Annotated in this window: 15 protein-coding genes; 3 read left to right on the top strand and 12 right to left on the bottom strand. The window is 43.1% G+C overall.

Translation table 11 applies throughout. The features are described from left to right. The first annotated feature begins 13 nt into the window (after positions 1-13). The gene (gene norR, locus PASHI_RS04810) at positions 14-1576 is read left to right on the top strand and encodes a nitric oxide reductase transcriptional regulator NorR (protein WP_062564777.1); all 1563 of its coding nucleotides are present in this window, start codon (positions 14-16) and stop codon (positions 1574-1576) included. Here norR and PASHI_RS04805 read toward each other — a convergent pair. Next, entirely contained in the window at positions 1573-2466 is an 894-nt protein-coding gene (locus PASHI_RS04805; RefSeq protein WP_062564776.1) for a LysR family transcriptional regulator, read from the bottom strand. The two genes, norR and PASHI_RS04805, sit on opposite strands and share 4 nt — an antisense overlap. A gap of 115 nt (positions 2467-2581) precedes the next feature. Between PASHI_RS04805 and PASHI_RS04800 the strand changes: the two genes are divergently transcribed. Next, a complete protein-coding gene (locus PASHI_RS04800) occupies positions 2582-3151 on the top strand; it encodes an NADPH-dependent FMN reductase (RefSeq protein WP_054562889.1) in 570 nt (189 codons plus the stop codon). Between the two features lie 23 nt (positions 3152-3174). Here PASHI_RS04800 and PASHI_RS04795 read toward each other — a convergent pair whose 3' ends face one another. Beyond that, a complete protein-coding gene (locus PASHI_RS04795; RefSeq protein ID WP_055198598.1) occupies positions 3175-3621 on the bottom strand; it encodes a tellurite resistance TerB family protein in 447 nt (148 codons plus the stop codon). Positions 3622-3748: 127 nt separating this feature from the next. On the opposite strand from PASHI_RS04795, the gene PASHI_RS04790 reads away from it, so the two are divergent. Continuing rightward, on the top strand, positions 3749-4114 hold the full coding sequence (locus PASHI_RS04790) for a hypothetical protein (protein ID WP_055198597.1): 366 nt from the start codon (positions 3749-3751) through the stop codon (positions 4112-4114). Positions 4115-4116: 2 nt separating this feature from the next. Here the strand turns inward: PASHI_RS04790 and PASHI_RS04785 are convergent, their stop codons facing one another. The 10 genes from PASHI_RS04785 to PASHI_RS04740 all read right to left on the bottom strand — a co-directional run bounded on the left by PASHI_RS04785 (position 4117) and on the right by PASHI_RS04740 (position 14530). Continuing rightward, positions 4117-4710 carry a hypothetical protein gene (locus PASHI_RS04785; protein WP_054562892.1) on the bottom strand — a complete coding sequence of 198 codons (594 nt, stop codon included), beginning with the start codon at positions 4708-4710 and terminating at the stop codon, positions 4117-4119. 124 nt (positions 4711-4834) lie between these two features. Beyond that, positions 4835-5434 (bottom strand): 3-isopropylmalate dehydratase small subunit, encoded by a 600-nt coding sequence (gene leuD / locus PASHI_RS04780; protein WP_054562894.1) that lies wholly within the window; start codon positions 5432-5434, stop codon positions 4835-4837. Continuing rightward, a complete protein-coding gene (gene leuC / locus PASHI_RS04775) occupies positions 5434-6834 on the bottom strand; it encodes a 3-isopropylmalate dehydratase large subunit (protein ID WP_054554474.1) in 1401 nt (466 codons plus the stop codon). Before leuC ends, leuD begins: the two co-directional genes overlap by 1 nt. 58 nt (positions 6835-6892) lie before the next feature. Then, positions 6893-7969 (bottom strand): 3-isopropylmalate dehydrogenase, encoded by a 1077-nt coding sequence (gene leuB / locus PASHI_RS04770; RefSeq protein ID WP_054554475.1) that lies wholly within the window; start codon positions 7967-7969, stop codon positions 6893-6895. Then, positions 7966-9513: a 2-isopropylmalate synthase gene (gene leuA, locus PASHI_RS04765; protein WP_062564775.1), complete on the bottom strand. Its 1548-nt coding sequence runs from the start codon at positions 9511-9513 to the stop codon at positions 7966-7968. Before leuA ends, leuB begins: the two co-directional genes overlap by 4 nt. Positions 9514-9964: 451 nt before the next feature. Beyond that, entirely contained in the window at positions 9965-10483 is a 519-nt protein-coding gene (locus PASHI_RS04760) for a DUF2931 family protein (RefSeq protein WP_062564774.1), read from the bottom strand. 9 nt (positions 10484-10492) lie between these two features. Next, positions 10493-11011 carry a hypothetical protein gene (locus tag PASHI_RS04755; protein ID WP_062564773.1) on the bottom strand — a complete coding sequence of 173 codons (519 nt, stop codon included), beginning with the start codon at positions 11009-11011 and terminating at the stop codon, positions 10493-10495. Next, entirely contained in the window at positions 10996-12702 is a 1707-nt protein-coding gene (locus tag PASHI_RS04750; protein ID WP_062564772.1) for a T6SS phospholipase effector Tle1-like catalytic domain-containing protein, read from the bottom strand. The genes PASHI_RS04755 and PASHI_RS04750 overlap by 16 nt, the downstream gene beginning before the upstream one ends. 3 nt (positions 12703-12705) lie before the next feature. After that, positions 12706-13362 (bottom strand): PGRP and LysM peptidoglycan-binding domain-containing protein, encoded by a 657-nt coding sequence (locus PASHI_RS04745; protein WP_062564771.1) that lies wholly within the window; start codon positions 13360-13362, stop codon positions 12706-12708. A 19-nt stretch (positions 13363-13381) separates the two neighbouring features. After that, positions 13382-14530, bottom strand: a complete 1149-nt coding sequence (locus PASHI_RS04740) for a hypothetical protein (protein WP_062564770.1) — start codon at positions 14528-14530, stop codon at positions 13382-13384. Positions 14531-14564: the final 34 nt, after the last annotated feature.

Raw genomic sequence — 14564 nt, 5'->3', positions numbered from 1 at the left:
AGGTCAAATTGACATGATGCTCAAAAAATCCCTTCTTGATGTTGCACTTGCACTTACCAAAGCAAGCAGTGTTGATCATAATTTCAGTTATCTGTTGAGTTGCATTAATGATTGGCTTGAATGTGATGCAGTTGCCTTATTATTGAAACAAGGCGATGTGTTAAAGCCCGTAGCCCTTCATGGGTTGTCGGACGATACGTTAGGAAGACGCTTTAAAATAGCGGAGCATCCGCGCTTATTTGAAATATGCCGTGGCAGTGAACCGCTAAAATTTGCCAAAGATTGTGGCCTACCCGACCCTTACGATGGTTTATTACAAAGCCAGCATGGCGACTTTCCTGTTCATGCCTGCATGGGCGTGCCGCTGCTGAGCAGCAAAGATAACAACGAACTATTGGGTGTTTTGACCTTTGATAGTTTAGATGAACATGCCTTTGACGCTTTAGCAATGAACGAGCTCAATCAACTAAAACAGCTAGCTGCAGGCTATGTTGAGCATGCCCTAACCTTGCAGCATTTTATGCAGCACGCACAGCACAACTATCAAGTTGCGCAGCAGCTTAACCTTGAAGCGCTAACACGAGAAGGTGTCGAAATTATTGGTAATAGCCAAGCAATGCTGACCCTTAAAAATGATATTCAGCTGGTGGCTGCCTCAGAATTTAGCGTATTGATACAAGGCGATACAGGCGTCGGTAAAGAACTCGTTGCACGCAATATCCACTTAAACTCAAAACGCCGCGACATGCCGTTGATCCACTTAAACTGCGCATCGTTACCAGAGAACTTAGCCGAAAGTGAATTTTTTGGTCACAGTAAAGGCGCATTTACTGGGGCACATACTGCTCGCCAGGGTAAGTTTCAACTCGCCGATGGTGGTACCCTGTTTTTAGATGAAATTGGCGAGCTTCCGCTTGCTATGCAAAGTAAGCTATTGCGCGTATTACAAAGTGGTGAAGTACAAACTGTGGGGGAAGATCAAAGCCGTTATGTTGATGTCAGAGTGATTGCAGCTACCAACCGCGATTTAAAACAAGAAGTCGCTGCGGGGCGCTTTCGTGCAGACCTTTATCACCGCTTAAGCGTTTACCCATTGTATGTTGCACCACTAAAAGAGCGCGATAACGATGTTATTTTATTGGCAGGCTTTTTTATTGAGCAAACATCTAAAAAACTGGCAATTAAACAACTTAAGCTTAGTAGCGATACACAGTTACTACTGCGTCAATATGATTGGCCAGGCAATGTGAGAGAGCTTGAACATGTGATCAGTCGCGCAGCACTCAAAGCCAAGCAGCAGCAATGGCAACAAAGCATTGTCACAATCGAGCCTGACCATTGTGATATCGCTAAAATGGCCGTTGCTGAACCAAGCCCTGTTGCAGTTAACGAACAAAAAGCCACTCGCTTATCGCTTAAAGAGGCTACTGACGCTTTTAGTTATCAATTAATTATGCAACAACTTGAACTACACAACCTAAACTGGGCAGCCACAGCACGCAGCTTAAGTGTTGATAGAGCCAACCTTGTGCGCCTAGCCAAACGGCTAGGCATTAGCGTTAAAAAGTCTGTTTAAGCTTTTAAATCTTTAAAATAGGCTTTTAAAAGCTGACTAAATGCTTGGACTTTGGCTGTACGATGCACCAAGTGATGCGTTACCAGCCAAAGATCCGTTGGCCAGTTTAGCTCTTTAGGAAGCACTGGCAGCAGATCAGGGTATTGGCTTGCCACTTCATGCTGTAAACCACCAATTCCTAGGCCTCTCACAATCGCCCTTGTAGCTTCTGATGTTTCAGACACCCGTAACTTAATTTGCGAAGGTTCAATATGTTGATCAACCCATGCAAAATAAGGCACTTTACCGTTGTAGCCAGCCACCCCAGAAACAAAACTATGCTGTTGCAACTGCTCAATATTCTTTGGCATGCCATACTTTTCAATATAACTTTTAGAGGCATAAAACCCTGACGAAAGTTCAGCTAAATGCTGGGCAATATAGTCGCCTTCATCAGGCCGAGGGCCCGCTCGCACGGCAATATGCGCTTGACCGTGATCAAGGCGTAAACGGTTTTGATCAAGAATAACTTCGAGTTGCACTTGCGGGTGCAGGTTTTGAAACTGCTCACAGACATCACTAAGCACATCAATAAAACCACTTACAGTAGTTAATAATAAACTGCCTCGCAGTTGGCTATCAGCGGCAATAATATCGTTGTGAAGTTTTTCAAGTTCAGCGTTAATCGATTTTGCAGTCGCAAACAACTTAGCGCCAATTTCTGTCACTGTATAGCCTCGGGCATGACGGTGGAATAACCGCGCATCAAGGTTATCTTCTAAATTGTTGATTCTTCTAAGCACTGTGCTGTGATGAACACCTAACGATTCGGCAGCAGCGGTTAACGTGCCGAGCCTTGCCACCTCATAAGCAACTTTTACATCTTGCCAATCATCAAATTGAATCGCCATAACGGCTCCTTGTGTGCATATACGCACATAAGTTTTGCGTTTATTTGGCTTTTCTGCAAGCTGTTTTTTGCTACAGTGAGTATATCAACAGTGAAGCTTAAAAAAGGAAGCCATCATGACAGCACCTAAAATTATTGCCCTAGCAGGCAGCCTACGTAAAGACAGCTTTAATCAAAAACTGATTAATGAAGCTGCACGCTTCGCCCTCGAAAGTGGTGCTGAAGTAGAAGTGATTAAATTAAGTGATTTAGACTTACCTTTATTTGATGAAGATATTGAAGCGCAAGGTACACCTGCAGGCGCACAATTATTAAAAGATAAGCTTCGCGCTGCTGATGGCATTTTATTAGCAAGCCCAGAATATAATGGCTCAATTACAGCGCCACTTAAAAACGCAATCGACTGGGCTTCTCGTACAGAGCAAGGCGCAGTGCCTGCATTTCGTAATAAAGTGACTGCACTTTATGCATCTTCACCGGGTGGTTTAGGTGGCTTACGTGGTTTAAATCACGTGCGTGATATTTTATCAGGTATTGGTAGTTTAGTACTTGCAGATCAACTCGCAGTACCTGCTATTCACACTAAATTAGATGAGCAAGGCCGCATCAGCGATGCTGATACAGCCGAACAAGTTGCCAGCCTTGCCCAGCAACTTGTGAGCGTAGCGAGCAAATTAAATAAATAATTGCTAGCCTAGTTTTATCGCTACTAACTTAGCTTTGTCGCTGCTAGCTTAGCAGCGATAAAGTCTTCATGAGTTACATACAACAAGCTTGCGACGCGGCGAATAACCATTTCTTCATGCTTATCTAAATTGCCATCTGCGTAGGCTAAACGCCACAACAGCTCGATGATTTCAATACGCTGCTCGGCACTGCACTGGGCATTAACTTGTTTTGAAAACTGAAAGTAATCTATTGCATCATCTAAGCTTTGCGATGCACTTGCAACTAACTCTTGAACCTCTTCTTCGTTGAGCGAGAAATACTTCTTTAAGGTCTCATTCAGGGTCTGTTGCTCATCATCTTGTAACTCATTATCTGCACGCATAACCTCAATTAATAACGCAGCAACGGCGGTTTTTAGGTCATGCTCAGCAATGTTAGATTGGGTATCATTCAGCGCTGAAAACAGCTGTTTTATTTTATTGAGCATCACATTTTCCCTTTTTGGGTGTTAGACTACATGTAAGACGTAACGTTACCTTAGTTTGACTATGGATGCTAACTCAGGTTCAACATCTCGATGAAACAAGGTATTAATCACATGGAGTTAAGTGTTTATGAGTGAAGTGAGAAGTACACAAGCACTATTAATCAGCGCCGTTTTAATGTTAGCGGGGTGCAGTAATGCGCAGGCAGCAAAAGGCGAAACCGAAAAGCTCTATGACTTCGACGAAAAAGTCCACTACTACCAAACTAAATTGGCCGACGGCCGCTACCACCTCGAAATTCAGTCTGACGACTACAAGCACTTTCGCAATCAAAGCGTATTTTTACTGCGCCATGCAAGTCGCTTATGTAGAGACAAACCATTTATGCTAAGAGTGACTGATGGGGTGCAGGAGTATGAACGTTTTCCAACTAAACCACGCGCCTATCAGCCACCTTTAACGGTTGTTTTACAGTGTGAAGACGAAGCTAAATAGCACTAGTCTTCATATCCCCACGGCGCGCTTGGCGGCGTGATAGGTTTAGTTAAGTCAAAATCAACACGAAATTCACGCCCTTCACGCACTAAGCGATACGTAAATTGCTTAGGATAAATATACATTTGCCACGTGTTACCCATTGATTGGGGAATACCTTGGCTCACAAACAACTCTTTTGAGTACTGATCAGCCGGGAACGACTGCGCGTTAGCAAAACCCGCATCAAGAGTATGGCCACCATACATGGTTGATTTATCATCGCTGCCATCTTTATGACGATGGTCATGCTTTAAACTCAAACCACTGCCCGTTTTTGTGATGATCCAAGTACGAGATGCATCATCACCTACATGAAATGGCACTTGTAACTCACGCTCGTTACAACGACGTACATGCATTACTAACTTTTTGCCCGCAAATGAGCTCGGGCCAGCAGCGTTATCAACGCTCACTTTACCTTCGTAAGCTTTACCGCAATGGGCGGCAATATTATCAAAAAAGCCATCATGGCTTGGAATTGACACTAACGGTGCAGGTCGCGCAGCCGCTACTGATGATGCTGCCACGAGCATCGATGCTACTAAGTATTTCATGGTGTGTTCCCTAAATAAAATTTCAGTCTAGGCTAATGGTTTAAAGACCATAAAGAAAACAATTACGATAAAAAACAAAAAAACGCGGCCTTGGCCGCGTTTAGGTTCACATGGAAAAAACAGGTTATTGCCAAGGGCGTTCTGCTGCAAGTTGCTGCTCAAAGGCATCAATTTGGCTGTTAAGTGTTTCAGTCACACCGATAAAGTCTAAGCCGCTTAATAAACGCTCTTTAATGTCATGGCGAATATCAAAGTGAATAGTGTCAAACTTATCGCTACGAAGTTGTTGGTTTTCTAAATCAACTTCGATATGAATATCATCATGCTGTTCACTCAGCACAAATAATTGCTCAAGCGTTTCTGCTGGTAATGCGATAGCAAGCATTTGGTTATTGCCGCAGTTATTAAAGAAAATATCGGCAAAGCTTTCCGCTAAGATAACTTCAAAACCATATTGCTTTAATGCCCATGGCGCGTGCTCACGCGATGAGCCACAACCAAAATTGTCGCGAGTTAAAAGAATTTGCGCACCTTGGTAACAAGGGCGGTTCAAAATAAACTCAGGGTTTGGCTCGCCGTTATCTAAATAACGCCAATCGTAGAAAAGCGCCGCATCAAAGCCATCACGGCTGGTCGACGTTAAAAACTGCTTTGGAATAATTTGGTCAGTATCAACATTGTTTTTATCTAACGGGGCCATTAAGCCACTAAAAAATACGCTCATTAGGCTTCTCCTCTGATATCAACAAAACGACCATGAATTGCCGCTGCCGCAGCCATTGCAGGGCTCACTAAGTGAGTGCGGCCACCGCGACCTTGGCGACCTTCAAAGTTACGATTAGAGGTCGACGCGCAGCGTTTACCGGCTTCTAATCTATCGTCATTCATTGCTAAGCACATTGAACAACCTGGCTCACGCCATTCAAAGCCAGCTGCTTTGAAGATATCTGCAAGGCCTTCGTCTTCGGCTTGTTTTTTAACAAGGCCAGAACCAGGAACAATCAGTGCTTCAACACCCGCTGCAACCTGCTTACCTTCAACAATTTGCGCAGCAGCACGTAAATCTTCAATTCGGCTATTTGTACATGAGCCAATAAAAACGGTATCAACAGTTGCTGAAGACAATTTATCACCGGCTTTTAAACCCATATACTTTAGTGCGCTGCGAATTGCATCAGCTTTGATTAGATCTGGTTCTTGCTCAGGATCAGGAATGAATTCATCTACGCCAATCACTTGCTCAGGGCTGGTACCCCACGTAATTTGCGGTTGAATATCAGCAGCCTCTAATTCAACAACATGATCAAACTCTGCGCCTTCATCAGTTTTTAGTGTTTGCCAGTAGGCAACGGCACTATCAAAGTCAGCACCTTGTGGTGCAAATGGGCGACCTTTTAAATAATCATAAGTTGTTTGATCTGGTGCGATTAAACCCGCTTTTGCGCCCATTTCAATACTCATATTACAAAGCGTCATACGCGCTTCCATAGACAGCGCTTCGATCCCTTCGCCACAAAACTCAGCAACATAGCCAGTACCACCCGCAGTGCCTAATTTACCAATCACCGCCATGATTAAATCTTTTGCAGTAACAGTTGGGCGTAGGCGACCATTAATTTGAATTTTTAACGACTTGGCTTTTTTCTGCTGTAGCGTTTGAGTGGCTAGAACATGCTCAACTTCTGAAGTACCAATACCGTGCGCTAGTGCGCCAAATGCACCATGGGTAGAGGTATGGCTGTCACCACACACTATGGTTGTGCCCGGTAAGGTAATGCCCTGCTCAGGCCCCATTACATGCACAATACCTTGATTAATCGAATTTAAATCATAAAGCTGAATACCAAACTCTTTACAGTTTGCATCCAGTGCCATTAATTGATTTTTCGACACTTCACTCGCAGCATCTAATGAGCGACTTTTTGTTGAAACGTTATGGTCCATAGTCGCAAAAGTTTTTTCTGGGCAACGTACTTTGCGGTTTTTCTCACGTAAGCCAGCAAAGGCCTGCGGCGAAGTAACTTCATGAACTAGGTGACGGTCGATATAAAGTAAATCAGTTTGATCATTAATACTGGCGACTACATGAGCTTGCCAAATTTTATCGTATAAGGTTTGGGCCACTTGCTATTCCCTCATTTTAGTTACGCTGAGTGACGAGCTCAGCGCAAACAATTTTTAATTAAATACGTGCCACAATTGCCGCAGCAACATCACTGGTGGTATACCCTGCATTTGGGTAGATATCGGGCGTACCAACACCTGCTTCAACCGCTTCTGCCACCGCTTTTTCAATCGTACGAGCCGCTTCATCTTGCCCTAGTGAGTAACGCAACATAAGCGCAGCACTTAAAATTTGTGCGATTGGGTTTGCAACCCCTTTACCAGCGATATCAGGTGCTGAGCCACCAGCTGGCTCATACAAACCAAAGCCAGACTGATTTAAACTCGCTGATGGTAATAAGCCCATAGAGCCTGTGATCATCGCGCACTCATCAGACAAAATGTCGCCAAACAAGTTATCGCAAAGTAATACATCAAACTGACTTGGCTGTTTAACTAACTGCATTGCCGCGTTATCAACATAAATGTAGTCAAGACTTACCTCTGGGTAATCTTTGCTCACTTCAGAGACCACTTCACGCCAAAGTACGCTGGTCGCTAATACATTCGCTTTATCAACCGAGGTAACATGATTACTACGCAGCTTAGCGGCTTCAAAGGCAAAGCGTGCGATGCGCTCAATTTCTTTACGAGAATATGTTTGGGTATCGAAAGCGGCTTCTTGCTCCCCTTCGCCGCTGCGGCCTTTTTCACCGAAATAAATACCGCCTGTTAGCTCGCGAACACATAAGATATCAAAACCTTGTGCACTGATATCTGCACGCAGCGGTGACGCAGCGCTTAGTGCTGGTAGTAATTGTGCTGGGCGTAAATTACAGAACAAACCAAAATGCTTACGCAGTGGCAACAGTGAAGCTCGCTCTGGTTGCTCGTTCGGTGGTAAGTTTTCCCACTTAGGGCCACCTACTGAGCCAAATAAAATCGCATCGGCATTTTCACAAGCACTAAGAGTGCTTTGCGGCAGTGCCTGACCAAACTCATCAATGGCAGCACCACCAATCGCGTGGTGATGACGAGTCAAAGTAAAACCAAACTTTTCGCTTACAGCATCCAAGACGGTTTCTGCTGCTGCCATAACTTCTGGACCAATCCCGTCGCCTGCTAATACTGCGATACTGTAATTCGATTGACTCATCCTGCTTTCCTCTGTTGTTTTAAATCAGACACTTTTTGTGCACGATAAATTAAGTTATAAACGCGGATCATGGCGCGTACCGACGCTTCAACCACATCCGCTGCAATGCCCGCGCCGTGATATGGGCGACCATCGTATTTAGCGATAATATTCACTTGTCCTAGTGAGCTGGCACCTTGGCCTGTTGCTTCTAGGTTGTATTCAATCATTTCGACCGACATACCCGTTAAGCGCTCAATTGCTAAGAATGATGCTTCAACAGGGCCGTTACCTGTTGCTGCCTCTTGCTTAGACTCGCCATCAATTGTCATGCCGATTGTTGAGCTCGCCACCGATTGTGAGTTAGACGTAGAGTTAACAAACTCAAGTTGGTACTTCTCGTCTTTATCTTTGATTTGGTTAAAGTAAATCATCGCTTCTAAGTCGTAGTCATACACAGTACCTTTTTGGTCTGCTAATGCTAAGAAGCTGGTGTATAAGCTATCCATATCGTAATCAGATTTTTGATAGCCTAACTCTTCTAAACGATGCTCAATAACATGACGACCTGAACGCGAAGTCATGTTTAATTGATTATTAGGTACACCGACACTTTCTGGCGACATAATTTCGTAAGTGTTTTGGGCTTTTAATACGCCGTCTTGGTGGATCCCTGAGCTGTGTGCAAAGGCATTTTCACCAACAATTGCTTTGTTTGGTTGTACTGGCATATTACAAATCTTCGCGACTTGGCGCGAAGCACGGTAAATCTCTTCACTGCGAATATCGGTATGAACTTTTAAGTGGTCTTCACGCATCTTCATGATCATCGCCACTTCTTCAAGCGAGCAGTTACCTGCACGCTCACCAATGCCATTTATTGTACATTCGATTTGGCGAGCACCGGCTTGCACTGCAGCGATTGAGTTAGCAACCGCTAAACCTAAATCGTTATGACAATGCACGCTTAAACGCGCCTTGTCGATATTTGGCACATTGTTCATTAAGTGATGGATCATCGCAGCGTATTCGTCTGGCGTTACATAGCCTACGGTGTCAGGTAAGTTGATAGTTGATGCACCGGCATCAATAGCGCTTTCAACGATACGGCATAAATCCCAATGCGGTGTACGACCTGCATCTTCACACGAAAACTCAACGTCATCGGTGTAGTTACGCGCAAGTTTAATCGACTTAACAGCCATTGCCGTTGCATCGTCTAAGCTCATACGTAATTTGTGTTCAAGGTGTAATGGACTGGTTGCAATAAATGTATGAATACGGCCCTGCTCTGCCGGGCGAAGTGCTTCACCACATGCTTCAATATCTTTTGCAACAGCACGTGCTAAGCCACAAATAATCGGCCCTTTTACTTCAGTCGCAATGCGCTGTACAGAGCGAAAATCTGCCGGGCTAGATACCGGAAAACCCACTTCCATTACATCCACATTTAAGCGGCTAATGGTATGCGCAAGTTGAATTTTGTCGTCTTCGGTTAGGCTTGCTTTTAATGCTTGCTCACCATCACGTAACGTTGTGTCAAAAATCCAAACCTTATCTTTCATAAACTGTCCTCGTTCCCAATGACCCATTAGCGAGATAAAAAAAACCCCGCGGTTGCGGGGTTTTTTAATGTTCTACAAATGCAAATACACTAAGCCCCGCTCACTGATTTAAGCAGTAAGAGGTTTAGTTTTAATGTAATTGAATGTGTAATTTGCATCTTAATTTACTAAATGTGTGTTCAGTGGCTGTATTTTTAACATTCAAAAAACCTGCTTGCAAGCATAATTTTTCCACAAAACCGATTTTTAAATCACCTTGCCGGAATTAAAAATCCACAAAACCACACTTTAAAGGTTAATCAAACCCAATTGAATGCATTGAACGTTTAAAGTTTCGGAAGGTAAAGCTTCTATTGCTTAGATTAACTTTTAAATGTGATAGTTATCACATCCACATAAAGTAACAGTATGAGGAAAAAATCTAATTATTTAGTGAGGTGATCTAAAAACATCATTGATTCTCACGCCATTGCGCTTGCCCAGAGCCAAGTTCATGTAATACACGACCAATTCTATTCATTTCTGAGCTTGTATTTGATAACCAAACCTTAATTTCGCCAGTTTCTCCCATACCAATAATCAAGTAAGGGGTTATATTTGTTTCTATCTCTCCTGTGCTTACCCATGTATAAGCAGGTAAGGTTTTAGCTAATTTATACCCAGCCTTATCTATGGCTACTTCACCGTAATAAATTCTATTTTCAGATTTATCGAGCCACTCAACTACCACTTTTTCGGGGAATTTTTGGTCGTATACACCACTTGTTTTGCCTGCACTTTCCCAACAACAGCCGAGGCTTCCCATAGGCCCCCCCCAATTATCATCAAAAGTAATTGCCTGCACCCAAATTTGGTTACCTTTTTCTGTTGCACCTCCTGCAACCATGTAATCTATTTTTCCCGTTGACGAGCAACCGGCCAAAAACAAAGCATATGCAATTGAGATGAGTGGTTTTATAAGCTTGTCCATAGTCGGTTTTTATTTATTCTCGCGCCATTGCGCTTGCCCAGAGCCAAGTTCATGTAATACACGACCAACCCTATTCATTTCTGAGCTTGTATTTGATAACCAAACCTTAATCTCGCCAGTTACTCCCATACCAATAATCAAGTAGGGGGTTATATTTGTTTCTATCTCTCCTGTGCTTACCCATGTATAAGTAGGTAAATTTTTAGCTAATTTATACCCTGCCTTGTCTATGGCCACTTCACCGTAATAAATTCTATTTTCTGATTTATCGAGCCATTCAACCGCCACTTTTTCGGGGAATTTTTGGTCGTATACACCAACTGTCGCTCTTGTTTCTCCATAACAGCAACCAATAGCCCCTGATGGTATGCCCCATGTATTATCAAATACCACTGAGCGCCCCCAAATAGCATTCCCATTCTCAGTGCCTACGCCCGCTACCATGTAATCTATTTTTCCCGTTGACGAGCAACCGGCCAAAAACAAAGCACATGCAATTGAGATGAGTGGTTTTATAAACTTGTCCATAGTCGGTATCCATTTATTAGTTGTGATTGCCATTGTAAGCTTGTTTCAGCTTGGTTTGGCTGGTTATAAAAAAGCTCGCGCTGTTGGTTTTGGGTGGTAAATTCTGCTTCTTCTTCGGGGCCGTGAGCTATCGCATCAATCGATGCCGCGTATTTAACACTATGGTGAATGTAGTCTTTGTATAAAGCATGCCAGGCTTCACTTTGCGGGCCAAAACTGCGCGCTGTAGCTACAAGTGATTTAAGCTCGCTTGGTAAAACATAAGGAAAAGCCTGACCATCGGCTTGTTTACGATTGGCAAGCTCTGCTAGGTTTTGCAACGGCACCCCTTGATTTACAGCCGTTTCGTGCATTAGCGTTAAACTATAATGCGGCAGAATATTACTTAACTTCCGGCGCCAATACGGCCTGTAGCTGGTGTAAATTGTATTTTCTGATTTATTCCAAATTCGCTTTGGTTGCCGGTTTATTCTTGGCCGGCTTGCTTTAAATTGAATATTAATTGTTGGCCAATAATATTTTTGTTCGAGTGACTGTTTAAGCTGTACGAGTTCTTTGTCGTGCTCTGGCTCACCGGCTTGACCCGCGATATACTGCCGAGGGTAAAGAATGCTCGTTTCGACGGGGCCATAACCGCCACCAATATCTGAGTGCACGCCAGGCAGCTCAATTTCTTTGTGGTTTTCTGATAGTTGCTTATTACTATTGAGTAATGAGCTAAGAGGGAATTTATCGCGCTTTTCATCAAACGCAGCTAAGTGCATCACATACCCGGCACTGCTGCTCGCTAAATTTAAGTTAATGGGGTAGTCAAGTTCGTCATCGGCGTAAAATTCGCTGTGGTTATTATCGCCATCGCCGCCAATAGATGCAACACTATCAAATAAGCCCACAAAACGAATAACAGGCTTAATGCCGCCCCAATAATTTGGCTTGTCTTGATATATTGCATTGACCTGATTAATAAACGCTCGCGCTTGGGCTGCACCTCGGCTAAAGCCAAATACATCTATAAACCCAGTTTTTGTGTATGCAAATTTTTTGAAAAACTCGGAAGTTCTGGTTAATGCTTGTTTTATACGCTCGTCAAAACTAAACGCCAAGCCCATATCTAGTGTTGAATCGCTTTTATTCGCTTTGGTACCAATCCCTTCTACGTAATGGCGTGCTTGAAAGTCTTCAGCGGGATATAACTCAAACAACTTAACAACATTCGTAGGCTCCTTGCTGTCTGTTGAGTCTTGTATGTCGTTAAAACGATTATTACCTGTGCCATCAAAAAACACCCCAAAGCAAGGCGGTTCGGCAAGTAAGGTGAGTTCTACATGGCCTTTAGGTAAAATTTTATGCTGAAGTAGTTGCGGGCCGCCCTTACTACCAATATTAAATGACTTTACCGTGTTTGAATTAAAATAGTCTGCAAATTGCTGCTCATTAACAAGTGTAAACTCGGCCTTACCAGCAATAATTGCTTTAAGTGTATAAGATGTATCTTGCGACAGGTTATTAAAACGGTAGTGCTGCGCTGCTTGTTTTTCAACTACGACCTTGTTGCCTTGTGAAAATAGCTGTATTTCTACATCAACATCGCCCAGTACTTTTACAATAATATGCTTTGTTGTTGCACCCGCACCGGTATTAATAACAAGTGTATTAACAAGATTTACTGCCATTGGCATTGCATGGCTCATTACTTATGCTCCGTATACGTCAACAAGACGACGTTTAGTAATTGGCCCTGCTATGCCATCAACTTGCAACTGCTGCGCAAGCTGAAAAGCTTTAACACCTGTTTGTGTTTTTGATCCATTAATTCCATCAACCTTTCCACAATCAAATCCAAGTAAATTGCAACGCCCTTGCACTCCTGACAAGGTTTCAATAGGGTCTAAGTGCCCAACTTGAATAGCAAAACTCTTTGTTGGTGTGGTGTCTTCGTCATTGAGATATAAATCTACTTGCCCTGTAAGCGTTTCATTTTCGGTGAGCTCTACTTCAATTAAACCATCTTCTGCTATGACGGTATCAATTGTTTGCCCTGCGATATTCAGTACAATGCGCTTTCCGGTAATTTGCTCGCCATTTTCGTAAGCTAGTTTTAAACGAAAGAATTCTTTTTCATCACGCACCATAAAAGAGTTTTTACTATCTGTTTTCAGTGGCATGAATTTTTCAACTTTTGCTGGAATAGCAATTACGTCGCCGGGGTAAATTTGGTTAGGATCAGGCCTTAAAGAACGAAACTCAGCATTAAGCGGATGCAAGTAAAGACCATTAGAGGTTCTAAACCCATATTGACGAGCAATGCGTAGCAAGGTTTCGCCTTGCGACACAGTATGTTGTAAGGTCATAAATTATATCCTTATAAATTTATTCATTACGGGAAGGGCTGGCCACCTGCCAGTCTTTGTCATCTAACTCATGAAAGCTTATTTTAGCGTTTTCAAAGTCAGGGCCTGATACGTGGGCATAACCCTTACTATCTAATACTCCACTGACTACATGCCCATTACGCAAGCGAATTTTATAGCCCATGTTTGCCTGTGGGTTACCTGCTTGATCAAGCAACTCAATTTCATATTCTTGTGTTGGTTGAAGCACTGTAAAAGAGGTGGTTTCCACAAGACCTGACGCAGTCACAGTGACAGCATAAACACCTGGCTTCACAACAAAATAATGCTGCCAAAACGATATTTCATCTGGGCGCTTTTTTTCTAATTGCAATGTAATTTGACCATTTGTAGGCCCTTGCCAAACAATATCTATACTGCGGCAATTACTGCAGGAGCCTTCTATATTTAATTTCCAACCATTGGGAACTATCAATCCAGTACCTACCGGTGCGGGCTTAGCACGACTAACCCCCAAATTGTAATCATAAATAAGGTTCGCATTTTTATAGCCTGTATATTGTTGAGCTAACATTTCTACCGTTTCAGATGCTTGGAGCACATGAGTTGTGAAATTTTGCCGAACTTGGTGAGATGCTTTTAACTCTACCTTACTATTTGCAACAGGCTTATAAAGAGCTAACGTAGGTTGAAATTGTTGAGTTGCTGTTGGGCGGATAACACGACGAGTATAAGTTATGTGTTGATCTATCCTGTTAGGTTGTCCTTCGTTGCCATTGCTATGTAATAGCCTAGCTTGTTGATCTCTCAAATCAGCTGATGTTGCATTGCTAGCAGCCTCTGAGCTATGGATCTTTGAAATAGTGGCGCTTTTTGGGTATAGCGCAATTCGGCTATAGACATGGCGAAACTGACTGTAGGGAACTCGCTTCCAACCATTTTGGTTAATCCAAAACTGGCAGCGTTTGTCATCTCGAAATTGTGAGACCTGATGAGTGTCTAATACGCCAAGTAGGTTATCTTGAATTTTCTTTTGCACACTTTTTGGTAACGAGTGTAACAAACTGCGGCTCAGCTCCCGAAAGCTTGGGCTGTTTTTTACCGTTGTTTCTTCACTCTGTTCTAAAAAATGGGCATGAGTATCATTCACCGGATCCTTGGTGAGCATATGCGTCCTCGCTATTTATTTATTTTGTGGCGTA

This window comes from Pseudoalteromonas shioyasakiensis, assembly GCF_001550135.1.
In the GTDB taxonomy this organism is placed as follows: domain Bacteria; phylum Pseudomonadota; class Gammaproteobacteria; order Enterobacterales; family Alteromonadaceae; genus Pseudoalteromonas; species Pseudoalteromonas shioyasakiensis.
The sequence above is the reverse complement of the archived record's forward strand: the minus strand, read 5'-3'. Positions and strand labels throughout refer to the sequence as shown.